The sequence below is a fragment of the Micromonospora sagamiensis genome (assembly GCF_014680085.1).
Taxonomy (GTDB): Bacteria; Actinomycetota; Actinomycetes; order Mycobacteriales; family Micromonosporaceae; genus Micromonospora; species Micromonospora inyonensis.
Map to the genome: position 1 here is coordinate 1,436,361 of NZ_AP023438.1, position 23,841 is coordinate 1,460,201.

Annotated in this window: 16 protein-coding genes; 4 read left to right on the forward strand and 12 right to left on the reverse strand. The window is 72.6% G+C overall.

The features are described from left to right. Positions 1-50 precede the first annotated feature (50 nt). From IGA62_RS05965 to IGA62_RS05990, 6 genes are all read right to left on the reverse strand, one after another. Positions 51-1,109 carry a hydroxymethylglutaryl-CoA reductase gene (locus IGA62_RS05965; protein ID WP_145815898.1) on the reverse strand — a complete coding sequence of 353 codons (1,059 nt, stop codon included), beginning with the start codon at positions 1,107-1,109 and terminating at the stop codon, positions 51-53. Beyond that, positions 1,106-2,197, reverse strand: coding sequence for a type 2 isopentenyl-diphosphate Delta-isomerase (gene fni, locus IGA62_RS05970; protein ID WP_145815897.1), 1,092 nt, complete (start codon positions 2,195-2,197; stop codon positions 1,106-1,108). Before fni ends, IGA62_RS05965 begins: the two co-directional genes overlap by 4 nt. Further along, complete coding sequence (locus IGA62_RS05975) at positions 2,194-3,294, reverse strand: phosphomevalonate kinase (protein WP_232624895.1); 1,101 nt, start codon at positions 3,292-3,294, stop codon at positions 2,194-2,196. Before IGA62_RS05975 ends, fni begins: the two co-directional genes overlap by 4 nt. Beyond that, the gene (gene mvaD / locus IGA62_RS05980) at positions 3,291-4,337 is read right to left on the reverse strand and encodes a diphosphomevalonate decarboxylase (protein ID WP_145815895.1); all 1,047 of its coding nucleotides are present in this window, start codon (positions 4,335-4,337) and stop codon (positions 3,291-3,293) included. Before mvaD ends, IGA62_RS05975 begins: the two co-directional genes overlap by 4 nt. Beyond that, positions 4,327-5,349, reverse strand: a complete 1,023-nt coding sequence (mvk, locus tag IGA62_RS05985; protein ID WP_232624896.1) for a mevalonate kinase — start codon at positions 5,347-5,349, stop codon at positions 4,327-4,329. The genes mvaD and mvk overlap by 11 nt, the downstream gene beginning before the upstream one ends. Before the next feature lie 71 nt (positions 5,350-5,420). Then, positions 5,421-6,509, reverse strand: coding sequence for a polyprenyl synthetase family protein (locus IGA62_RS05990; protein WP_145815893.1), 1,089 nt, complete (start codon positions 6,507-6,509; stop codon positions 5,421-5,423). 437 nt (positions 6,510-6,946) lie between these two features. Between IGA62_RS05990 and IGA62_RS05995 the strand changes: the two genes are divergently transcribed. After that, the gene (locus tag IGA62_RS05995; RefSeq protein ID WP_145815892.1) at positions 6,947-9,691 is read left to right on the forward strand and encodes a helix-turn-helix transcriptional regulator; all 2,745 of its coding nucleotides are present in this window, start codon (positions 6,947-6,949) and stop codon (positions 9,689-9,691) included. Positions 9,692-9,715: 24 nt separating this feature from the next. Here the strand turns inward: IGA62_RS05995 and IGA62_RS06000 are convergent, their stop codons facing one another. Further along, positions 9,716-11,605: a helix-turn-helix transcriptional regulator gene (locus IGA62_RS06000; protein WP_198501210.1), complete on the reverse strand. Its 1,890-nt coding sequence runs from the start codon at positions 11,603-11,605 to the stop codon at positions 9,716-9,718. A 759-nt stretch (positions 11,606-12,364) separates the two neighbouring features. Between IGA62_RS06000 and IGA62_RS06005 the strand changes: the two genes are divergently transcribed. From IGA62_RS06005 to IGA62_RS06015, 3 genes are all read left to right on the forward strand, one after another. Further along, positions 12,365-13,600: a S8 family peptidase gene (locus IGA62_RS06005; protein WP_145815890.1), complete on the forward strand. Its 1,236-nt coding sequence runs from the start codon at positions 12,365-12,367 to the stop codon at positions 13,598-13,600. Positions 13,601-13,671: 71 nt separating this feature from the next. Next, the gene (locus tag IGA62_RS06010) at positions 13,672-14,934 is read left to right on the forward strand and encodes a S8 family peptidase (RefSeq protein WP_145815889.1); all 1,263 of its coding nucleotides are present in this window, start codon (positions 13,672-13,674) and stop codon (positions 14,932-14,934) included. A 121-nt stretch (positions 14,935-15,055) separates the two neighbouring features. Beyond that, on the forward strand, positions 15,056-16,162 hold the full coding sequence (locus IGA62_RS06015) for an NAD(P)/FAD-dependent oxidoreductase (RefSeq protein WP_198501211.1): 1,107 nt from the start codon (positions 15,056-15,058) through the stop codon (positions 16,160-16,162). A 40-nt stretch (positions 16,163-16,202) separates the two neighbouring features. Here the strand turns inward: IGA62_RS06015 and IGA62_RS06020 are convergent, their stop codons facing one another. From IGA62_RS06020 to IGA62_RS06040, 5 genes are all read right to left on the reverse strand, one after another. Next, a complete protein-coding gene (locus IGA62_RS06020; protein ID WP_145815888.1) occupies positions 16,203-17,369 on the reverse strand; it encodes an MFS transporter in 1,167 nt (388 codons plus the stop codon). A gap of 13 nt (positions 17,370-17,382) precedes the next feature. Continuing rightward, a complete protein-coding gene (locus IGA62_RS06025) occupies positions 17,383-18,228 on the reverse strand; it encodes a family 3 encapsulin nanocompartment shell protein (RefSeq protein WP_145815887.1) in 846 nt (281 codons plus the stop codon). Next, positions 18,225-18,962 carry a sulfotransferase-like domain-containing protein gene (locus IGA62_RS06030; protein WP_145815886.1) on the reverse strand — a complete coding sequence of 246 codons (738 nt, stop codon included), beginning with the start codon at positions 18,960-18,962 and terminating at the stop codon, positions 18,225-18,227. Before IGA62_RS06030 ends, IGA62_RS06025 begins: the two co-directional genes overlap by 4 nt. A 187-nt stretch (positions 18,963-19,149) precedes the next feature. Beyond that, entirely contained in the window at positions 19,150-20,133 is a 984-nt protein-coding gene (locus IGA62_RS06035; RefSeq protein WP_145815885.1) for an aldo/keto reductase, read from the reverse strand. Between the two features lie 16 nt (positions 20,134-20,149). Beyond that, positions 20,150-23,737: a non-ribosomal peptide synthetase gene (locus IGA62_RS06040; RefSeq protein WP_145815884.1), complete on the reverse strand. Its 3,588-nt coding sequence runs from the start codon at positions 23,735-23,737 to the stop codon at positions 20,150-20,152. Positions 23,738-23,841 lie beyond the last annotated feature (104 nt).

The window sequence follows — 23,841 nt, forward strand, 5'->3', positions numbered from 1 at the left end:
CGATCCTCCAGGTGCCGTGCGTTCGCCACCGTGAGACCAGCCGGGCATCGTCAGCCTCCGATCTTTGCTGTCTTGTTGCGTTCCAGTCGGACGTGCGCGCGCATGAGCTCGCCCGGATTCGTCTGCGCCGCGAGGAGGGAGAGTTCGCCGCACAGCACCGTCGCGGCCGCGATGACCGCGAGCCGGCGTGCGTTCTCACCGGGGTCGCGGGAGGCCCGGCAGCCGAGCCGCGTCAGGTTCTCCTCGACGAAGTCGAGCCCCTTGCCGTTGCCCACGGTTCCCACGATCAGGTTCGGCACCGTGCAGGAGAAGTAGAGGTCGCCGTCCCGGTCCTCGGCCACGGTCACCCCCTGTGAGCCCTCGACGATGTTGGCGGCGTCCTGGCCCGTCGCCAGATAGAACCCGAGCAGCATGTTCGCGTAGTGCGCGTTGGCGGAGCGGATGCCGCCGGCGAGCAGGGTGCCGATCATGTTCTTGTGCACGTTCAACTCGGCTATCGCGGCGGCCGAGGTGCGCAGCGCGTCGTGGACGATGTCGCGCGGTACGAGCAGTTCGGTGACCACGTTCTTGCCGCGTCCGAGGATGCCGTTGATCGCGGTCGCCTTCTTGTCGGTGCAGTAGTTTCCCGAGATCGAGCCGTACGAGATTCCCGGAATGGTGTCCAGGATGTGGGTCAGGATGGCGTCCGCCGCCAGCGTCGCCATGTTGTGCCCGGAGGCGTCGCCGGTGCTGAAGCTGAACCGCAGGAACAGCAGGTTGGCCGTGATCTCGTGATGGAAGTCGATCAGTTCGACGAACCGACCGCAGCGACGTGCGATCTCGCGCAGCTCGTCGAGCCGCGCGTCGACCTCCAACGAGGCCAGGTACGCGGTCTGCGCGTCCTTCGCCCGGACGAACACCGAGCGTGTCATGCGCTCGTCGACGAGGGTGGCGACGATACCCGGCTCGACCATCATGGAGATCCGCGCGCCCCGGGCGACGGAGGGCCAGAGCGGCGACTCGTACGTGGCGAGCGGAACCTCCGTCTCGATTGCCGCCACGTTCCCCGAAATGCGCAGGGGACCCACCCATTTCATGGGAACGCCGGCGATCACGTTCGTGTCTTTCATCGGGTGCCTCCAACCGTCTCGTGGGTGGTGCCGTAGGACCTGGAACGGGTGGCGAGCCGGCGGGTCTCGATGCCCCGATCGGCGCAGAACTCGCGCAGGCCACCCTGGACCAGCACATCGCACCGGGTCAGGTCGGCCGGGGTCCCCGCGCCCAGCGCGGTCATCAGGGCTTCCAACTGGTCGAGCCATCCGGAGATCAGCGAGATCAGCGCCGGCACGCCGCCGTCCAGCACCGTCTTGAGGAACAGGCCGGAGACCCCGGCGGCGGACGCGCCGAGCGCCAGTCCACGCACCACGTCGAGCGGGTGGCGGACCCCGCCGGAGGCCAGCACCGGGATACCGACACCCCGGGCGTCCAGCAGACAGGCGGGCGTGGACTGCCCCCAGCCGTTGAGGAAGGAGTAGTCGGCGCGGTCCCGCCGGTCGTTCTCGATGCGGGCGAAGTTCGTGCCGCCACGCCCGGCGACGTCGGCCACCCGCACACCCATGTCCCGCAACCGCGACAGGGTCTCCCGACTCAGCCCGAAGCCGACCTCCTTGACGATCACCGGGACGTCGACGCCGGCCACGATCTCCTCGATCCGCGGCCCCCACGAGGAGAAGGACCGGTCGCCCTCGGGCATGACCGTCTCCTGGATGGTGTTCAGGTGGATCTGCAGAGCGTCGGCCCGCAACAGGTCGATGGCCCGCCGCGCCCTCTCCACCGAGGCGGTCGCGTTGACGTTCGCCATGATGAAGCCGTCCGGGTTCTCCCGGCGCATCACACTGAACGTCTCCGCCACCGACGCGTCGGCGAAGTACGCGCTCATGGATCCCGTCGCGATGGGGACACCGGTCTCGCGGGCGGCGATCGCAAGGTCGCGGTTGATGAGGCCGGTCTTGACGCTGCCGCCGGTCATCGCGTTGATGCAGAGCGGAACCGGCCACTCGATGCCGCCGAACCGCGTGGTGAGCGAGACGTCGGACCGGTCGATGCCCGCCAGGGCGTGATGGACGAAGGACACGTCGTCGAACTGGTTGTGTCCGTCGAGGTGGCGTTGCTGCTCGGCGGCGAACCGGACGTGGTCGTCCTTGCGATTGGCGATCATCCTGCGCTCCCGTTCGTCGGCTGGACATGAATCGGCATGGGAAGCACCCCCACGGCGGCCCACTCCTCGCGCAGCTGAGTGATCTCCCTCGTCGCGGTGGCGTCCAGCAACGCGATGCCGCAGTCTCCGCCCCCGGCGCCCGACGGTTTGGCGGCACCGCCGACGGCCTCGGCGGCGTCGCACAGCGCCGTCAGCCTGGTGGTGAAGATGCCCAGCCGGACGTCGTCGTCCAGCTCGGCGAGCACCCGGCGGGCGCCTCGGATCTGGTGCAGCACCTCGTGGTCGTCTCCCCGCTCCAGCGCGCGGATCGAGGCGCGCACGCACTCGTCGCTGCGGGCCAGGAAGTTCCGCTGCGCCGTACTGCCCCGCCACTGCCCCGTCGCCAGGCGCCCCGCCAGCGCGGCGGTGCTGGCCGGTTGTCCCGTCCAGCCCACCTCCAGGGCGAGTCCGCGCGGCGGCGGCAGCCGTCGCACCCCGAACCCCGGCCACGGCGCGCGCAACGTCTCCCCGATGCCCCGACGCCGCGCCATGTCGAGCACCGCGACCCGGTCGGGCGCGTGGTACGCGATCCACCCGCCCCAGACGCTGGCGGCCAGATCGCCGCCGGAGGAACCGGTGTCGCGTCGCGCCGTGGCCAGCATCGCCAGCCGGAAGCGTGCGTCGGGCGGCAGGTCCACGCCGCAGTAGGTGGCGACAGCGGTCACCGTGGCGACCGTCACCGCGCCGCTCGACCCGAGGCCGAACTTCGTTCCGTCGCGGTGCAGGCGACTGGAGATCGAGATGTGGATCGGGGGCATGCGCAGCCCGCGCTCGGTCAGCAACCCGTCGACCACCTCGATCGCCGACACCACATGGCCGAGGTCGTCGGGCGCCGGTCCCCCGTCGTCCCCGCCGAGCCCGTCGCCGTGCCGACGCAGTCGCACCGGGGTCGGGCGGAGGTCGGAGTCGACCACGACGTCCGCACCGTCGGTTCCCGACACCGTGACGCCGACCTGCCGATCGACCGCCACCAGGATCGCCGGGTGTCCCGGCTCCAGCACCGCGTACTCGCCGGCGACGAAGAGCTTGCCGGGCGCGTGGCTGACCGCTCCCGTCACTGCTCGGCCCCCGTCCGCAGGCGGGCGCCCGGCCCGCGCCGGGCGGTGACCACCGCGCATCCCGGCGCGGCGTCGCGCACCGTCCCGGCCACCCGGGCGGCGTCCGCGCGGTGGCAGAGCACCTTGACGTTCGGCCCGGCGTCCATGGTCGCGTAGGCCGGTACGCCGTCCGCCCGGAGCCGCAGGACGCTGTCGAGCACGGCCACCGTGGCCGGCGACAGGTAACGCACCGCCGGCCGCGCGGCCAGCATCGTCGCGTGCATGCCGAGGGCGTTCCGCTCGGCGATCTCCCCCACCGCGTCGAGATCGCCGCGACGCAGCGCCGCCCGCATCCCGGACAGGTCGGCCTTGCTGGAGGTCGCCCAGGACCGGTAGAGCGGGGAGGTCTCGACGGTTCGCCGCATGGCCGCGCGGCTGGAGACGGCCTTGGGGCCGGCGTCCACCAGCGCGATCACCAGCGCGGGGTCGAAATCCGCCACGGGCACCGGCTCGGCGTAGGAGCCGAGATCCGCGGCCTCGCCGGTACCCGGGCCCGCGTGGCAGATCGCGAAGCCGCCGAACACCGACCGGGCGGCCGACACGGACCCACGCCGGGCCAGGCGCGACAGGGCCGTGGGATCGAGATCGAGACCGTACGCGGCGGCACCGGCGAGAGCCAGGGCGGCGAACCCACTCGCCGACGACGCCAGACCCGCCCCGGTCGGGACGCGGTTGCGGGTGTCGACCACGGCCGGTTCGGTACGTCCCGCGATCTGGCGTACCAGGTCCAGGAAGGCCACGACGCGCTGCCGCGCCTCCCCCCGCGCGGGCGAGCCGTCGAGCGTGACGCTGTCGGCCCGTGCCGTGGGACGCAGCCGTACGGTGGTGGTCGTCGGGAAGACGTCCAGGGTCATCGACAGGCTGTCGACGTACGGGATCATGAGTCGCTCGTCGCGCTTGCCCCAGTATTTGATCAGCGCGATGTTCGGATGGGCGACGGCGGTCGCGCCGGGGTCGAGGACCTCCTCCGCCGGCCCGGCCGGCTGCACCTGGTCACTGCGCATGGCTCGCGAACCTCCCCGCCGGTACGACCCAGGTCCGGACGGCGCCGGCTTCGTGGAGACGCCGCACGACCGCCTCTGCCCGGCCCGGGTCCCCGACCAGCGCGATCATGCAGCCGCCCAGTCCACCGCCAGTGATCTTGGCCCCCAGGCTGCCCGCCGCGAGCGCCGCCTCGACCAACGCGTCGATCCGGTCGGTGCTGATCCCGATGTCGTGCAGCAGCCGGTGGTTCTCGGTCAGCCGCGTGCCGAAGTCGCCCACCTGGCCGTGCGCGAGGTCGCGCAGGGCCGCGTACGTCAGGTTCGACACCCGGCGGACGAAGGCGTCCTGCGTCTCCGCCCGGCCGGCGAACCTGCGCCGCACCAGTTCCACCGCGTCCCTGGTGCTGCCGCCGACACCGCTGTCGGCGATGACGAAGAGCCCGTCGAAGCCGGCGGCCCGGCCGGCACCGGGGCGAGGGTCGGTGCGCTCCGGGGCGTGTGCACAGCCGTTTCCCGGCATGACGATGGGCAGTTCCCGAGCGGTGCCGGACCGGAAGAGGAGGGGCGACGTCGCACCGGTGGCGAGCGCGTCGATGCCGCTCGCCCTGCCGTGCGCGACCTTCTCGGAAGCCTGCACGAGATCGAAGACCGTACCGGCGTCGAGTCGACGGTCGAAGACGTCCGCGAGCGCCAGCACGGCCGCCCGGGCGCAGGCGGCACTGGAGCCGAGGCCACGACCCTGCGGGATCGCGCAGTCGATGAGCACGTCGACACACATCCGCTCGGCGAGGGCGGTCCGTTCCCTGAACTCCGCCACCAGGTGCCGCAGGCCGTCCGTGGCCAGCGGGGTCACCGACGTGGTCGGCGATCCGGCCAGCGCGAAGGAGATCCTGTCCGCACCGTCGTCCGGACCGGGCAGGCGCGTCGCGCTCGCGGTGGTCGTCAGCTGCGGCACCGGGATGACCAGCGCCGGAGCGCCGTACACGACGGCGTGTTCGCCGAGCAGGATGGCCTTGCCGTGGGCGCGTCCCACGCCGACGCGACCATGCCCGGCACCCGGGGCGCTTCCGCGGTCGGCACAGGTGAGCGGGTTCGTCGGCGGCATCACTGGGCCCGCTGCGTTGCCTTGATCGCCATCTCGGCGAGTTGGTGCTTCGCCGGTCTGGTGACGCTGCTCGCCTCCAGCACGGCCAGGGCCCGGTCGGCGCGGAGCGCGATCTGCCCCTCGATGTGCTCCACGGCGCCGACGTCGACGAGGATGGCGCGGACCCGGGCGAGTTCGTCGTCGGACAGGTCCGTGCCGAGCTTCGCCCGGAGGAAACCCGCCGCGTCCGGGTCGTGTCGGTCCGCACGTTCGAGCGCCGTCGCGAGCAGGACCGTCCGCTTGCCCTCACGAAGATCGTCACCCGACGGTTTGCCCGTCACCGCCGGGTCACCGAACACGCCCAGCAGGTCGTCGCGGAGCTGGAACGCGATCCCGATGTCCGCGCCGAACGCCCGGTAGGCCGCGACGAGGTCGGCCTCCGCACCGGCGATCGCGGCGCCGAACTGGAGGGGGCGTTCCACCGTGTACGAGGCCGTCTTGTACTGGTCGACGCGCAGTGCCGCGTCGATGTCCTCGTCGCCGCTGGCCTGGTTGATCAGGTCGAGCAGCTGTCCGTACACGACCTCCGAGCGCACCGCGGACCACACCGGTGAGACCCGGGCGTGCGCGTCCGCCGGCAGCCCGGCCTCGCGGACCAGGACGTCGGCCCAGATCAGGGCCAGGTCCCCGATCAGGATGGCGGTGCCCGTGCCGAAGGCGTCGGGGTCGCCGGAGAAGCGCCGCGTCCGATGCCGCTCGGCGTACGTCACGTGCGCCGCCGGATGGCCACGGCGGGTCCGGGACGCGTCGATGATGTCGTCGTGGATCAGGCACGAGGCGTGCAACAGCTCGAATCCCGCGCAGGCGCTCAGCACCGCCGTGGCGACCGGGTCGTGCGGGTCACCCCCGGCACCGATCCACCCCAGCCAGGCGAAGGTCGGCCGGATGCGCTTGCCGCCGCGCAGCACGTAGCTCTCGAGTTCGGCGACCATCGCCGCGAAGTCCTCACCGAGCGCGTCGGCTTCGACGCGGCGCTCGGTGAGGAAGGCCCGGATCGCGGCATCGACGGCAGCCGTGTCCGCCGCTGCCCCGAGATAGCTGACGGTCATGATCTCATCTCCCGGTCGAGGCGACGATCATTCTCACGCTGATGCACCTCGGGCTCCCATGAATTCGTTGAAGTCATGTCACCTCGGGCGCAGGATTTCTGACCCATTCCCGAACGCACGGGTCCACCAGGCGGCAGGGTCAATTTCGAGAACCAGCACATCCACGGGCCGGGCGCTGATCGACACCATCGACAGTAATCGTGGTGCACCGTCCTGCCCACTACTCACGCGAGTAGTGCGAGCTAGCACCGCCATTCCCGCCACAGGGCCGCGGATCCCGTATAACTGAGTGAGCTTCTTCACTGCGGCGGTCAACCGAGCCCCGGCTCAACGCGGGGTGTTCGACTCTCCGGACCGGACAGTCGAACACCGCGATGATGGCCGTGCCCACGGCACGCGCTGGACGGTTCTCCAAAACAGACACGGCGGTGGTGTTCATGAATCCGTTGGTGGGACGTGAGCAGATCCTGTCCTCGCTGGGCCGGCACCTGGACGCCACCCTGCGGGGCTCCAGCAGCTGCGTCGTCGTCGACGGGCCCTTCGGCATCGGCAAGACCCACCTCTTGAAGGCCACGGCGCTGGAGGGGGCGGAACGGGGACTGACCGTGGTCGCCGGGCGGGCGAGTATCACCGATCAGCCGATCCCCATTCACCTGCTGATCAACTTTCTGCGGCACGCGATGCCCGGTGACGTCGATTTCGACGAGCTGGTACGCCCGGACAGCAACCCCTTCTGGTTGATGGATCGGGTGGGTGAACTGGTCGAGAGCGCGGCGCGCCGGCACCCTCTCGTGGTCGTGCTGGACGACGCCCAGCGGATCGACGATGTCAGTGCCCTCGCCCTTCGGGGGCTCGTGCAGTCGTTGGCCTCGTCACCGGTGCTGTGGCTGCTCGCCCGCCGGCCGGTTGCCAGCCGGTCGCTCGCCCAGCACGCCGTCGACTGGCTGATCGACCACGTCGCGGTCCGCCTGCACCTGGGCGCGTTGGACAACGAGGCGGTGGCCGAGTTGTGCACCAGCATCCTCGGCGCCAAACCGGATGCGTCCGTGCTCGGCTGGGCGGAGCGCTGCGGCGGTAACCCGTGGCTGATGGAGAACGTCTTCAGCGCGCTCATCAAGGCCGGAAAGATGATCATCGCGGACGGCGCGGCCTCGGTGGTGACCGAGCGGCTGCCCGACGGCGTCCGCGCTGCCGTCCGCGGTCTGCTCGGCGAGATGTCGCCCGCGGTGCGACGCCTGCTCGTCGACGGCAGGCGGATCGGCCACACGTTCACCGTCGACGAGGTGGCGGCCCTGCTCGGCGAGTCGGCCCACGATCTGGCCTCCGGCGTCGACGAGGCGGTGCAGGTGGGCCTGCTCCGACGGGACGGCGTGGAGCTGACGTTCACCCACCAGGTGGTCGGGGAGGCGCTTCAGCATGCCGCCTTCCGGGAGCGGGAGCCCGCCGCGCCCGTACCCGCCACCGTGCCCGCGATCAGCACGGGGGCAACCGGCGGGCGGTCCCGGGCACCGTCCGGCGGCCGGCCATCGCCGGAAACCGGGGTACGCCGGCCCGACACCGGCGGGGCGGACGCCCGTCCCGAACGGTCGGGTCCGGTGCCGGCGATCGTGGCGCCCTCCGCTGCGCCGGCGCGATCGTCCGGATGCGAATGCGACGACCTGGCGGGTCGGGCCGTCCGGAACCTGGCGGGTCCCTCCGACGACGCACCGCGAACGCTGGCACGTGCCCTGCGTCTGCTGGCCGTAGCGGGGCGGGGTGCCGAAGCCTGCCGCCTCGCGGACGTCGCCCTGCGCCCCGGGGTGGAGGCGGCAGCCGAGGCCCAGCTGGTGCTCGAACTGGGGCAGGGACTGCGGGACGCCGGCAGCCACGGCCTGGCAGCCGCACTCGTCCAGCGGACGCTGGCGCGGCCGGACGTCTGTGAACTGGATCGCGCCAAACTGGGTCGGGCGCTCGCGGACTCCGCCAGGCGCATGGGCGACGCGGGTGGCGAGGTCCCGGCACCGGGGCGTGGACAGCCGACGGTCTCCCGGCAGTGCGACACCTGCGAACGCCCGCTGTGGACGTGGCTGGTCCGGGCGCTCGTCGCGGCCGACCAGTTCGAGGAGGCGACAGCCGTCCTCGCCGCCGTCCGGCAGGAGACGGAGAAGCGCGCCGGGGCCGCCACCGGGTCCCTGTGGTACGGCCACCACGCCGAACTCCTGGCAGCGGCGGGCCGGCTCGAGGAAGCACGGGTCGAAGCCGAGACCGCGCTCCGTCTGGCGGAGCGGTCGGCACCGGAGGACTCCGTGCCCGCGCGCCTCGTGCTGGCCCGCGTCAGCCTGCATCGCGGCGATCTCGCCACCGCCAGCGACCAGTTGCGCCTGACCGAGCGGCTGATGACCGGTGACGCGAGCGCTGACCGGGCCCGCCTGGACTGGACACTCGCGCAGTTCCACGCGGCCAGTGGGCGTCCGGCGATGATGGTCCAGACGCTGATCAACATCGAGGGGCAGGTCGTACCCGATCCGCTGCTCTTCACCGAGGTGCCGACGGCGGCGGCGACGCTCGTCCGTCAGGCCAGGCAGGTGGGGCTCGGCCCGGAGGCCGAGCGGGCGGCCGAGTTCGCCCGTCGCCTCGCCGAGCGCAACCCGGTCGTGCAGTCGTTGGCGGGGGGCGCCGAACACGCCGAGGGCCTCCTGCGCAACGACCCGCTCGCGCTGCATCGCGCAGCGGATCTCCATCGGCTCGCCGGACGCCCACTGGCGGCGGCGAGCGCGCTCGAGGACGCGGCGCGGGTGGAACAGAGCATGCGGGACAGGACCCGGGCAGTCCGCCTCCTCGAGTCGGCCATGGATCTCTACCTGGAGTGCGCGGCGCAGTGCGACCTGGAGCGGGTGCAGAAGAAGCTACGTCGTCTCGACGGGCACAACGTGCGTCGACTGGGTGCCGAACGGCCGAAGTCGGGCTGGGAGAGCCTCACGAGTGCGGAGCTGCGCGTCGTACGGGCGATCGTCGACGGTCGGACCAACCGGGAGGCGGCGAGTGTGCTGTTCCTGTCGCCCCACACCGTCGACAGCCATCTCCGGCGCGTGTTCTCGAAGCTCGACATCAGCAGCCGCGTCGAACTGACCCGGTACTTCATCGCGCACGAGGCCTTCCCACCGGTGATGGCCGCCGCGCACCAGCCCGGGTCGGCCGTCTGATCGTCGACGAGGTCGCCGGGAGCCCTACCTCTCCTCGTCCCCCATCGAGTAGATCGCCGCTCGGCTCGAATAGCTCGCCGCTCCGTGTGCCAGTTCCACCCGGGTGTTGATGCCCAACTTCCGGTAGACCTTCCTGAGGTGGTAGTTCACGGTGTGCGCGGACAGGTGCACCTGCTTGGCGATCTGGCGGTTCGTCAGACCCACGCTCACCAGGTAGGCGATGCGCCGCTCCATGTCGGAGAGGACCGACCAGCAGGCGGCCGTCTGCGGGTCGACCTCCTCGGAGTAGGTCGACGCGGTCTGCCGTCCCCCGACCGGGGCCTTGGCCGCGTAGAGCTTGGCGAGTTCCTCCGTCGCCAGGGCCACCGAGATCGGGTCCGGCGACTGCACGATGATGAGCGCCAGGGCAGCCGGGGCACTGTTCGCCAGCGCCTTGGCGTGCATGGCGGTGAGGCCGATCACCGACATGCCGGGGTTGTCCCCGGCGAGGCCCTCCACCGTCTCGAGAACGCTGCGTTCGAGGTCGCTGTCACCCACGTCGCGCGCGAGACGGACGAGGAACGCGGCGGCACTCGGGTCCTCGAGGTACAGGCTGCGTTGCGTCGGGAGATGGCTGTACCGGTGGGACAGCAGCCGGGCGGCCGCCCGAGGTCCCTCCTTCTTGACGGTGATGAGCGTCTCCGTCCAGGCGTACTGCGCGGAGTCGAGCACCACCTGGCTCGCCATCTCACTCTGCGCCCGGTGCAGGTGGTCGATGGCTGCGGACAGATCCCCGAGGTAGAAGGAGGCGGTGCTGAGCACGGAGTACGCGAGGGGCCGGAGCAGGGGAACGGCGTCCCGCCCCGCCGCGGCGGTCGCCAACCCCGCCTCTCGACGCGCCTCTCCTATCCTCCCGGCCTGGAGGAGCAGCCGGGACCGCATGGCCGCCGGCGCAGCGGTCCAGACCGGCGCGGGCAGCCCGCGCAGGCCGGCTTCCGCATCGTCGATCAGCGGTTCGGCCTCGTCGAACTCCCGAAGGTTGGCGAGCTTTCCGGCCAGCGCGAGTTGGAAGTGCAGACGCCAGACCGGGTCGACGTTCTCACTGTTGCGCACGGCGGTACGCCCCAGGCTGAGTCCCTCCGCCAACTTCCCCGCCCGCCAGAGCACGTTGGACCGCACGGTCAGTGCCATCACCGCGGGAACATCGCCCGGCTCGACCCCCCGTTCCCGCAGGATCCTCTCGGAGACCCTGCCGGCCTCCTCCCGACCGAGCAGGAAGTTGCCCAGGATGATCGAGGCCTCCGCGTCGCGCCGGGCGGAAACCGACGCGTCAGGGCTGGCGAGAACGCGTTCCGCGACCCGTACGCCGGCTGCCGCGTCGCCGTCCATTATCAGGCTGTGCGCCCGTGAACATGAGCCGCCGGGCTCCTGCCTGGCCACGCCGTACGGGTCGGTCGGGCGCTCGGTCACCCGGAGCTGCTCCCGGATCCGCCCCTCGGTGAGCCTCATCGCCTCCCGCCGGAGGGCATCGTGCGCGGGCGCGGGGATGGACTCGACGACCCCCTGAAAGACGAAGTCGCCCTGGAACGCAAGCTGGTGCTCGGCGACCACGACGAATCCCGATGCTATGGCCTCGTCCAGCGGGGTGAGCAGGGTGGCCGAGGATCGGTCCAGCATTCTGGACACGTCCTCCAGCATGAAGGATCTTCCCAGTGCCGCCGCCACCTTCAGGAACTGCTGGCAGTTCGCGCTCAGCCCGCCCAACTGGTTCATCACGAATTCCAGTACGCGACGCGGGGTCCGCCGGGCGATCAGGTGGACCGTGCCGCCCTCTTCACTGGCCAGTCCTTCCTCCACGAGCCCGAGCGCGAGTTCGGCAAGCAGACGAGGGTTCCCCCCGGCGCCGGCCGCGAAGTCGACCAGCTCGTGGTCCACGTCAGCCCCGAGGATGTCCCGCAGGGCTCGTCCGTCGGCGTCCTCATCCCGCTGCCCCGGCCGCAGACCGGTGGTGACACACACAGCGGTCGGCACGGCTTCCGGCGTCTGGTTCTCTAGTGTCGGTCTCGTTTTCATAGTCCCGCCCCCGAGATTATGCAGCACGCACCCGAAAGAAGAGGAATGGTATTGTCTTGAATGACACCGCCGCCGTCGCGGACGCTCGAAATTCAATCACCTTACCACATGGCGATGTCGTTCATCGATCTATCGGTCGGATTAACCTGCCGCCGGATGCGGGCTTCCTGCGAATTCCCAAAAAATTTCCTAGATCGCTTGATTTCGGGCAAAAATGAGCAACACCGCCGTCAGTCACGCGCCTTCGCCGTATCGGTTCGGCGTCGCCGCGCACGTCACTGAGGCGACGGCAGGCACGTCGGAGCGGACGGGAACAATTGCGGGACAGGGCCCGGTCGGCAGCCCGCACGGACCACTCCGTCGGCGCGCCGGCAGGGCGGGGTCGCGCGGCGGACAGCGAGGGCGGGCGGTCCTCCCGGCGGGGCGCGCGTCGCGCGTAGCGCGTAACCGGCCCGTGAGGCAACGCTTCACGCGTAGAAAGGAGTCAATATCATCCTCAGATCGTGAACATTGCAGAGATCCAGGTTTGTAAATATCACGGCTAGGATTCTCCCATCGTCCAGCGCCTCTCACCTGGGCCCCGAGTCCCATGAGAGGCCACCACAGTAGGAGGACCGGGAGATGACACTCCCCCGCACTCACCGGCGTACCTTCGCCGCGGTCGGCGCGCTCGCCGGCGCCGCCATGGTCACCGCCATGGTCGGCGCTCCCGCAACGGCAGCCCCGTCCGTCGGCGAGATCCGGAGCGCCGGTGGCGCGACGGCCGTGGCCGACAGCTACATCGTGGTACTCAAGGACAGCAGCGTCGGCGGCCGCGCCGGCACCCGGCAGGCTGCGGTGAAGAGCACCGCCGGATCGCTCGCCGAGCGCTTCGGCGGCACGCTGGGCCACGTCTACGGCGACGCGCTCAACGGCTTCGAGGTGAAGCTCTCGGAGAAGGCCGCGAAGCGCCTGGCGGCGCACCCGGCGGTCGACTACGTCGAGCAGAACCACACGGTGACGACCCAGGCGACCCAGACCAACCCGCCGTGGGGCCTGGACCGGATCGACCAGCGGGCCCTCCCGCTGGACGGCCGTTACACCTACGTCAGCACCGGTGCGGGCGTCACCGCCTACATCATCGACACCGGCATCCGGACCACGCACGTCGACTTCGCCGGCCAGGCCGTCGACGGCTACGACGCGGTCGACAACGCGCTGCCGGCCGCCGACTGCAACGGCCACGGCACGCACGTCGCCGGCACCGTCGGCGGCAACACCTACGGCGTCGCCAAGGACGTCCGACTAGTCGCCGTCCGGGTGCTCAACTGCCAGGGCAGCGGCACCTGGGCGCAGGTCATCGCCGGCATCAACTGGGTGACCAGCAACCACCAGCCCGGCCAGCCGGCGGTGGCGAACATGAGCCTCGGCGGCAGCGTCAACAGCTCGCTGAACACCGCCGTGGCCAACTCGATCGCCGACGGCGTCACCTACGCGGTGGCCTCCGGCAACTCGAACGCCAACGCCTGCAACTTCTCGCCGGCCTCGGTGCCGACCGCGTTGACCGTCAACGCGTCGCAGAGCAACGACGCGCGGGCGAGCTTCTCCAACTGGGGCACCTGCACCGACATCTTCGCCCCGGGCGTCGGCGTCCTGTCGGCCTGGTCCACCAGCGACACCGCCACCTCGTCCATCAGCGGCACCTCGATGGCCTCCCCGCACGTCGCGGGTGCGGCCGCCCGGGTGCTCCAGGTGAACCCGACCTGGACCCCGGCCCAGGTGCACTCCTACATCGTCAGCCAGGCCACCACGGGCGTGATCACCAACCCGGGCACCGGCTCGCCGAACCGGCTGCTCTACCTGGCCCCCACCTTCTGATCCACACCCCCTCCACCGGCCCCGAGGCGACTTCTCGCCCCGGGGCCGGCCCCTTCTCCCGAGGAGAGACGATGACCAGAACACGCCTCCGGGGGCGGCTGCTCGCCCTCAGCCTGGCGACCGCCCTGACCGCCGTCCTCGCGCCGACCGGCGTCGCGTCGGCCGCCGCCGGGGAGACGACCCGCCGCGCCGGAGCGTCCGCCGCCGAGGGAACGATCCGCCACGCCGGAGCCGCCGACGCCGTCCGGGACAGCTACATCGTCGTGCTCCGCGACGACGTGGTACGCCCGGCCGCCGGCGCCACGGGCACCGCCGGGGTCACCCGGGTCGCCGACCGGCTGCGCGCCCGCTACGGCGGGACCGTCGGCCACGTCTACGGCAGCGCCCTGACCGGTTTCGAGGTACGCCTGTCGGAGCGGGCCGCCCGCCGCCTCGCCGCCGATCCGGCGGTGGCGTACGTGGAGCAGAACCGGGTGACCCCGCTGATCGGCCCCGGCACGCAGCTCAACCCGCCGTCCTGGGGGCTGGACCGGATCGACCAGCGCAACCTGCCGCTGGACAACCGGTACAGCTACCCGAACACCGCGCACAACGTGCACGTGTACGTCGTCGACACCGGTGTCCGGGCCACCCACGTCGACTTCGGCACCCGGGTCACCGGCGGGGTCGACCTCGTCGACGGCGCGCTGCCGGCGGACGACTGCAACGGCCACGGTACGCACCTGGCCGGCACCATCGGCGGCACCAGCCACGGCGTCGCCAAGGAGGTCCGGATCCACCCCGTCCGGGTGCTCAACTGCGCCGGCAGCGGCACCTACGCCACGGTGATCGCCGGCATCGACTGGATCAGCGCGAACGCCCTCCGTCCGGCGGTGGTCGAACTGGCCATCGGCGGGTCCGCGAACTCCACCCTGGACGCCGCGGTGACCAACTCGATCAACCGGGGGATCACCTACGTCACCACCGGGGGCAGCTCCAACACGAACGCGTGCAACTTCTCCCCCGGCCGGGTGCCGGGCGCGCTGACCGTGGTGGGCACCTCGGCAACCGACGCCCGGCTGCCGAGCGGCAACTACGGCAGCTGCATCGACCTGCACGCACCGGGCCAGAACATCACCTCCGCCTGGTACACCAGCAACACCGCCGTCACCACGATCAGCGGCGGCTCGACGGCCTCCGCGCACGTCGCCGGCTGTGCCGCGCTCGCCCTGTCGACGAACCCGACCTGGACCCCGGGCCAGGTCTCCGGCTACCTGACCAGCCGGGCGACCGCCAACATCGTCGGCGGCGTGGTCTCCGGCACCCCGAACCGGCTGCTCTACTGCGGCCCCTGACCCGTCCGCCACTGCCCGGCACACGTCCCGCGTGGCCACCCGGCGCTCCCGGGTGGCCACGACCGCCTGCCCCACGTCGGGGCATTGCCCGTGGCCGTGGACCCGACTACCGTCCCATCCAGTGACGATCGACTATATGATCATCGGCGGTGGCATCGCGGGTGCCACCGCCGGCTACCACCTTGCCCGGTACGGTCGCGTGCTGCTGGTCGAGATGGAGCAGGTGCCCGGTCACCACTCCACCGGCCGCTCCGCCGCGCTGTTCTCCGAGTACTACGGCGGCCCGGCCGTCCGCGCGCTGACCCGGGTCAGCCGCGACCTGCTGGCCGACCTGCCGGCGGGATTCGCCGCGCACCCGCTGCTCACCCCGCGTGGCGTGCTGACCCTCTGCCCGCCCGGCGACGAGGACGTGTTCGACGCGCACCTGCGCGACGGGGCCGAGGTCGACCCGCCGGCCCGGGAGATCGACCTCGCCGAGATCCCGGGGATCTGCCCGATCGTGCGGCGGGACCGGCTGCGCCGGGCGATGGTGAAGCCCGCCGCGCGGGACATCGACGTGGACGCGCTGCACCAGGGCTACCTGCGGGGCATCCGCGCGGCCGGGGGCACGGTCAGCCGGCTCACCCGGGTCCGGTCGCTACGCCGGGAGCGGGGACGCTGGCGGGTCGACACGGACGCCGGGGACGTCACCGCCCGTACGGTGGTGAACGCCGCCGGGGCGTGGGCCGACGAGATCGCCGTGGCGGCCGGCGTACACCCGATGGGGCTGACCCCGCTGCGGCGTACCGCATTCCTGGTGGACGCGCCGCCCGACCTGGACGTCACGGGCTGGCCGATGGTCGCCGACCTGGCGGGGACCTTCTACCTCAAGCCGGAGTCCGGCCACCTGCTGGTGTCCCCGGTGGACGCCACCCCGGTCCCGCCGGGTGACGTCCGTCCGGACGACCTGGACGTCGCGCTCGGGGCGGCCCGGGTGGAGGAGGCCACCACGTTGACCGTCCGGCGGATCCGGCACGCCTGGGCCGGGCTGCGCACCGCCGCCCCGGACGACGTACCGGTGATCGGAGCGGCGCCGGACGCGCCCGGCTTCCTCTGGCTCGCCGGGCTCAGCGGCTACGGCGTGCAGACCGCGCCGGCCGCCGGCACGCTCCTCGCCGCCCTCGCCACCGCCCAGCCCGCTCCCGTCGACCCCACCCCCTACTCCCCGGCCCGCTTCACCACCGGTTGACCACGCGACGTCGGGGTCACCGGGAGGACCCCGGCCGGGGTCAGGTGGCCTTCGGAGTGGGCGCGCTGAGGGGGGAGGCGGAGAGCAGGGCGGAGAGCAGAGCGGCCACCAGGGTGGCCCAGAAGACCGCCGGGTAGCCGGCGGCGCTGGCGACCAGGCCGGCGAGAGGCCCACCGGCCACCAGGCCGATGTCCCAGAACGAGGTGAACGCCCCCAACGCCGCGCCCTGGTGCGCCGGGTCGGTCCGGTTGATCACCAGCAGGGCCAGCGCCGGGAAGAGCAGCGAGAGCCCGGCCCCGATGACCAGGCCGCCGAGGATCGCCACCCACAGGTTCGCCGCGACCGCCACCAGCAGCAGGCCGACCGCCTCCACCAGGGCGGACCAGAGCGCCACCCGGCCCGCCCCCAGCCGGTCCGGCAGCCCACCGGCGAACAGGCGTACCCCGACGTAGGTGACGCCGAAGGCGTTGAACGCGGCGATGCCGTTCTCCACCCCCCGGTCGGCCAGGTGCAGCGCGGCGAAGGCGGCGAGGCCGGCGTACCCGAGGCCGGCGAGGGAGAGCGCGACCCCCGGCGCGACCGCGCTGCGCGGCAGGAAGCCGGCCTTCCCGGCGGCCGGGGCCTGGGTCGGCCGGGGCCGGCTGGCGACCAGCGCCAGCCCGGCCGCCGACGTCAGCGCCGCGAACACCCAGACCGCCGGGTACCCCCCGGCGGTGCGCAGCAGGACCGTGCCGAGCAGCGCGCCGAGGGTGATCCCGGCCCACATGTGGATGCCGTAGAGCCCGACGATCCGGCCACGTCGTTCGGCCGGTGCGAGCGCCACCAGCCAGGCCGCCCCGGCGGTGTAGACCGCCCCCTCCCCGACACCGTGCACGATCCGGACCGCGATCAGCACGGCGACGTTCCCGGCGAGCAGGTAGCCGAGGCCGGCCAGGCCGCAGAGGGCCGCTCCGGCGAGCATCACCGTCCGGTAGCCGTGCCGGTCACCGAGGCGGCCGGCGATCGGCCGGGCGACGACCGCGGCGACCGCGATGGCCGCGATCACCACCCCCACCTCGACGCGGCTGCCGTCCAGCTCGTCGAGGACGAGGAAGGGCAGCACCGCCAGCGAGGCCCCCACCCCGAGCAGGCAGCAGAAGATCGCCCCGAAGAGCGGCAGGTACGGACGGTAGAACGTCAGGGTGCCGCCGGGCGCGGTCGCGGTCATCAGCGGGTCTCTCCTAGGCGGGGACGACGTGGAAGAAGTGGGTCGGCAGGTGGATGGCGAGTCCTTCGTGGATCTCCGCGCAGACCGCCGGGCCGTCCGTGGCGAAGGTACCGGGCGGCGGTACGGCGATCCGGATGGCCGAGCGTCCGGCGTCGAGCAGGCGCGCGGCCATCGCGAAGTCGCCCACCACCGCCTCCCCCGGGGCCACCATCCGGGTACGGGAGATCTGCACGCCGTTGCGGGCCAGATCCTCCAGCAGACCGCCCCGGCCCAACAGGTGGGTGTAGTAGTCCCGGGGATTGACGATCATCGCGTGCGGGGTGGCCCCGGTCTGCTCGATCTCGTCGCAGGCGGCCAGCAGTCCGCTCAGGTAGTCGTGCCGGTACGGCAGCCTCGCGATCTCCGGGTGGCGCAGCAGCCCGTGCTCGCCGATGGTGAGCGCCTGGTTCTCGGCGGTGGCGAGCCGGACCAGCAGCCGGTAGTCGACGAAGACGGCCAGCCCCTCCGGGTCCTTCGCCAACTCCTCGGGGATCTGCACCCAGGCCCGGATCGGGTGCACCCCGGCCTCGGCCATGCCGAACCGGAAGGCGGCCTCCCGGCGCAGGTCCGACTCGCGTACCGCCGCCGCCTCGGCGGCGTCCGGCCGTCCCTCGCACCAGAACCGGACCGGTTCCATCCCGACCGGCCGCTTCCGGAACAGGTTGCGGACGGTGACCCGGGGCCGTTCCTTCGTCGGCTGGAACGCGTCGGTGATGGTGAAGTCGAACCGGACCTCGGCACCGGCCGGGTCGGCGGCGTACGCGGCGGCGAACTCCTCGCCGGGGGATCGGGTGACGGGCGGCGCGCTGGCGCTGGTCATGAGGGCTCCTCGACCGGGATGGCGTGCTGGATGAGGCGCTGGTAGAAGGGCAGGTGGTGCTCGTAGTAGGCGCGCAGGGTGGCGTCGTTCTCCACGGTCGCCGCGAAGTCCTTCGCCACCGGCCGGAAGCCGGAGGTGCGCTCGACGTCCAGGTGCCAGATCCGGGTCCGCGCCCACTCGGTCCGGTCCCCGGGGTCCCAGGTCAGCGCCTCCGGCCGGTACGGCAGGCCGACCGCCGCGCACCAGGCGGCCACCACCCGGGTCGGGTCGCGCAGCAGCGCCTCGGCGGAGAGCACCACCGGGGGCCGACGCGCGGCGGTCCGGACCAGTTTGAACAGCTCCCACTGGTGCTCGTAGCCGATCTCGTGGCAGGCCACGGTGGGCTTGATCGCGTGGTGCGAGCTGATCGTGCGGGCCGGGTGGCGGACCAGGAAGGTGTGCGTGACGTCGGCGATCCGTTCCGGGGCCTCGAAGAGGTGCCCGTAGCGGTACTCCAGGGTGTCCTTGACGAAGACCGGACGGTCCCGGCCCAGCTCGACCAGGTGCGTGGTGACCTCGGCGGGGCTGGTGACCGTCACCGTGCCCCCGTCGGCGGCGGGCAACGCGACCCGGCCGGTGTCCACCAGGGTCACCAGGGGTTCGTGCACCACCGTGACGTCGCCCCGGGCGATCATCATCCGCAGGAAGGCGGTGGAGATCGCCCGGGGGTGCGCCCACATGGCGATCAGCGCCATGGCGTCTCCGTCGGTGCACCGCGACGTGCCGCCTGCGCCGGGGCGGGATGCGCCACCGCCTCCGCCGGGGCCGGTCGGCGTGCGGGACGGGTGGGGGGCGTGGGCGGGGCCGGGCGGCGCGGTCCGGTCCGGACGATCACGCCGGGTGGCGGCGCGCAGCCGCCCACCCGCCACGGTGCCGCCGGGTTCACTGCGACCACCAGGTCGGCTGGCGGTCCCAGCGGTGGGCGCGGAGCCGGTCCAGCAGCTCCGGGTCGAGCGCCTGGCCGTCGCTGACCGCGAGGTTGGCGCGCACGTGTTCCAGCCGGCGCATGCCGGGGATCACCGTGCTCACCGCCGGGTGGTGCAGGATGAAGCGCAGCGCCAGTTCCGGCATGGTCATGCCGGGCGGCACGTCGGCGGCGAGCTTCTCCGCGCGGGCGACGCTGGGCAGCAGGTTCTCCGGCCCGAAGTAGGTGCTGCGCCAGTCCTCCGGCGGCCAGGTGCTCGTCGCGGTGAGGGTGCCGGTCAGGGTGCCCTCGTCGAACGGGACACGGGCGATGATGCCGATGTCGTCGGCCAGGGCCCGGTGGAACAGTTCGTCCTCGGGGGCCTGGTCGAGGATGTTGTAGATGACCTGGACGACGTCGATCAGCCCGGTGTCCAGGGCGGCCAGGCAGTTGGTCGGCTCCCAGCGGTTCACGCTGATGCCGACCGCGTCGACCAGCCCCTCCCGTTTGAGGTCGGCGATCGTCTCCTGCCAGCGCCCGTCGGCGGCCCAGCGGTCCTCCCAGACGTGGAACTGCATCAGGTCGATCCGTTCCACGCCCAGGTTCTCCAGGCTGTACCGGGTGTACTCGCGGATGTGGTCGGCCGGGAAGACGTCGTCGAGGGTGTCGTGCGGGCCGGGTGGCCACTCCCGGTTCTTCGGCGGGATCTTGGTGGCCAGGTAGAGCCGTCGGTCCGGGTGCCGACGGACCAGGTCGCCGAGGAGGCGTTCGCTGACCCCCCGGCCGTACACCCAGGCGGTGTCGAAGAAGTTGCAGCCGCGCTCCACCGCCTCGTCCAGGCAGCGCGGGGCGACGTCGTAGTCCCAGCCGGTGAACCCGCCGGGACCGCCGCCGATGCCCCACATCCCGTACCCGACCTCGCTGATCTCCCAGCCGAGGCGACCCAACCTGCGATACCGCATGCGCATGTTCCTTTCGTCACGCTGTTGGCAACGGCGTCCGGTCCCCGCCGGTCCGTCCCTGCCCGGTCAGCCACTTCCGGTAGGCGTCGACCGACGGGGCGAGGTCCGCGTCGGTGAAGCCGTGCCGGCGTTCCAGCCGGTCACACCCGTCCCGGCGGAAGAGCCGGGGATTGTCGGTGAGCAGCGCGCCGAACACCGCGCGGAGCTGCTCCTCGTCCGCGCCGAGCCGGGTCGGGAACAGCGCCAGCAACGCCGCCGCGTCCCGGTCGCCGTCGGCCACGGCGTCGCGCAGCGCGGCGAGGAACTGGGCACAGCTGACCCGGGGTACGCCGTCACCGGCCGGCAGTTCGGTGAAGTCGACGCTGCGCGGGTGCAGCACGTGCAGCGCCCGGCCCCAGGTGCTCCGGTCGGTGACGGCGGCGACGATCCGGCGGGCCGCGTAGTCGACCGGGGTCCAGTCGGAGCGGATCGCCGCGTCGGGCCGCAGGCCGAGCCGGTGGCAGGCGGCGAGGAGCAGGTGGGTGAGGGCGTGGCGGTTCGGCGTCCCGTTGTCGGCGGCGGGCATGACCTCGCCGAGCCGCAGCAGCGTGACCGTCGCGCCCCGGCGGCGGGCGGCGGTCAGGTGCCGCTCGGCCACCCACTTGGACCGGCTGTACCCGCTGGCCGGTGGGGCGGCTGCGGCCGGGTCGAAGGTCTCGGGCAGCGGCAGGCGGTGCCGGGCCGCCTCGGTGTCGAGCACGCCGAGGGTGGAGACGTGGTGCAGCGGCTTCGGCCGGTCCTGGAGGGCCAGCCGGAGCAGTTCGGCGGTGCCGTGCACGTTGGCCAGGCGGTGGGCGCGGTAGTCGAAGAGGAAGTTGACCAGCGCGCCGACGTGCAGTACCAGGTCGCAGTCCCGGGCCAGGTGGTCCCAGGTGCGTGCGTCCAGGCCGACGGCGGGGCGGGACAGGTCGGCCGCGTAGCCGGCGAGCCGGGCGGCGAGGTGTGGCGCCCACAGGCCCCGGTCGACCAGGGCCCGGACCACCCGGGCGGTGGCCTCGGCGTCGTCCGCGGCCCGGGTCAGGCAGTGCACCCGCACGTCGGTGGTGGTGAGCAGTTCGTGCACCAGCCGGCTACCGACGAAGCCGGTCGCGCCGGTGACCAGCACGCTGCGGATCTCGCGACGCAGGTCGGCGGCCCGGACCACCAGGTCGACCGGAGGACGGGCGTCCCGTGCGACGAGCTCCGCCTCGGGCTCGACCGGGACGCGCCGGCGTCGGGCGAACAGGTCGGCCAGCTTGGCGGGGGTGGGATGGTCGAAGAGGTCCTGGACGCCGAGCGGGACGCCGAGTTCCCCGGTGAGCGCGGTGGTCACCGCGACGGCCTGGAGCGAGTCGCCCCCGGCGGCGAGGAAGTCGGTGTCGGCGTCGAGGTCGGGCCGGCCGAGGACGGCCCGGAACACCGCCAGCACCGGGTCCGGCCGTGGGCCGTCGCCGGTGCCGCCGGCCAGCCGCGTGGCCCGCTCCCGGAACAGGACGTCGAGATGGCCCTGCAACGCCCGCCGGTCCACCTTGCCGTTGCGGGTCAGCGGCAGCGTGTCGAGGACGACCAGGTGCCGTGGCACGCTGGTCCGGGGCAGCAGCCGGCGCAGGTGTTCCCGCAGCCGTGGTTCGGTCACCTCGCGGTCGGCGGCGACGAAGAGGGCCAGGGACTTCGTACCGCCGTCCCGGGCCACGACGACCTTGGCCTGGAGGATCCCGGGGAACCGGGTCGCCGCGGTCTCGATCTCGCCGGCCTCGATCCGGACGCCGTTGACCTTGAGCTGGAAGTCCCGGCGACCGACGAAGTGCAGCCGCCCGTCGGCGTCGAGGCGGCCCAGGTCCCCGGTGCGGTACAGCCGGTGACCGGGTATCTCCGGCAGTGGGTTGGGCACGAACACCTCGGCGGTGCGCGCGGGCGCCCCGAGGTAGCCCGCGCCGAGACAGACACCGCCGATGACGATCTCGCCGACCGCGCCGGGCGGCAGGGGACGCAGTTGGGTGTCGACCACCGCCGCGTAGCAGTTGTCGATGGGCCGGCCGATGGGGACGGTGTCGCCGTCGGCGGGGGTCACCAGGTGGAAGATCATCCCGATGGAGGCCTCGGTCGGGCCGTACCCGTTGGTGACCGCGATGGCCGGAACCAGCTCGCCGAGTCGGTGTACGGCCGCCGGGTCGATCTCCTCGCCGCCCACGATCAGGTGACGCAGGGTGCCGCCCGCCCGGCGGGCGTCCGGGTCCCGGTCCACCATGGCCACCAGGAGACCGAGGATGCTCGGGACGAAGTCGGTCATGGTGACCCGCTCGTCGGCGATGGTGCGGACGGTGGCCTCGACGTCGAGGAAGCCGCCCTGCACCGGCACGACGACCCGGCCGCCGGTGGTCAGCGGCCAGAACAGCTGCCACACCGAGGAGTCGAAGGTGTGCCGGCTGTTCTGGAGCACCACCTCGTCGCCGGTGGCCCGGAACCAGCGGGTCATGAAGCGGAACCGGTTGGCCAGCCCGTCGTGCCGGTTCATGGCGCACCTCGGGGTGCCGGTGGTGCCGGAGGTGAAGATCCCGTAGATCAGGTCGTCGGGTCCGATCGGGACGCCCGGTCGGGTGGCGGTGGGGGTGATCGTGTGGAGCCGTACCGGCACCCCCGGCACCGCGTCCGGGCCGGAGGCGGCACGGGCCGGGGCGGGACCGGTGACCACCAGCCGGGGGCGGACCACCGCCAGGGCGGCGTGCAGCCGGTCGGCGGGCCACCCCGGGTCGAAGGGGACGAACGCCGCCCCGAGCTTCATCAGCGCCAGGTACGCGACCGGCAGTTCCAGCCCGTCGGCGAGGAGTACGGGCACCACGTCACCACGGGTCACGCCCCGGGTGGCCAGCGCGGCGGCGAAGCCGTTGGCCAGCTCGTCGAGCTGCCGGTAGCTGAGCCGGCGTCCCCGGAAGGAGACGGCGGGCCGGTCCGGGTGCCGGTCGACCCGCTCCTCGATCATGGCGGGGATCGCCCGGAAGGGTGTGTCGTCCACCGGCCGCCCGGCCAGGCGGCCGAACACCAGCGCCCGTGTGGCCGGGCCGACCGCCGGGGCCCGGCCGGACGGCAGGTGCGGGTCCGCCAGCAGCGCGGCGAACACCTCGGCGAAGATCTCGGCAACCGCCGGTACGCTCACCGACCACGGGTCGGCGGGGGCGCAGCGGACCACGACGGTGACCCCGTCGGCGGAGAGCCCGGCGCTGAGCAGCACCGGCACGGTGGCCAGGTCGGCTCCCGGGTCGCCGTCGAGGAGCACGGCCAGGGGCCCGGCGTCGTCGTCGGCGAGTGGTTCGGCGGTGGCCAGCGACCGGACGGCGGTCCGGGCCGGTCCGCCCGGAAGCTGGTGCAGGTTCGCCGGCCACGCCGGCAGGTGCAGGGTCTCCGTACCGGTCCGCACCCGGACGGGTAGCTCCCGGCCGAGCCGGTCGGCCAGTTCGACGGCGGCCAGCAGCGCGGTGGCGGTCGGGTCCTCGGCGGCGCGGACCGCCGGTCGGGCCACGACGTACCGGTAGGTGAGGCCGTCGGCGGCGTCGACCGGTACCGCGGAGCCGGTGTCACCGGATCTCATGCCGCCCCCCAACGTCCGGGCCGGGCCGGCGCGTCACCGACGCCGGCCACGGGTGATCGGTGTCACTCGTCGCTGGGCAGGGACATTAGAGCAGTCATCGATGA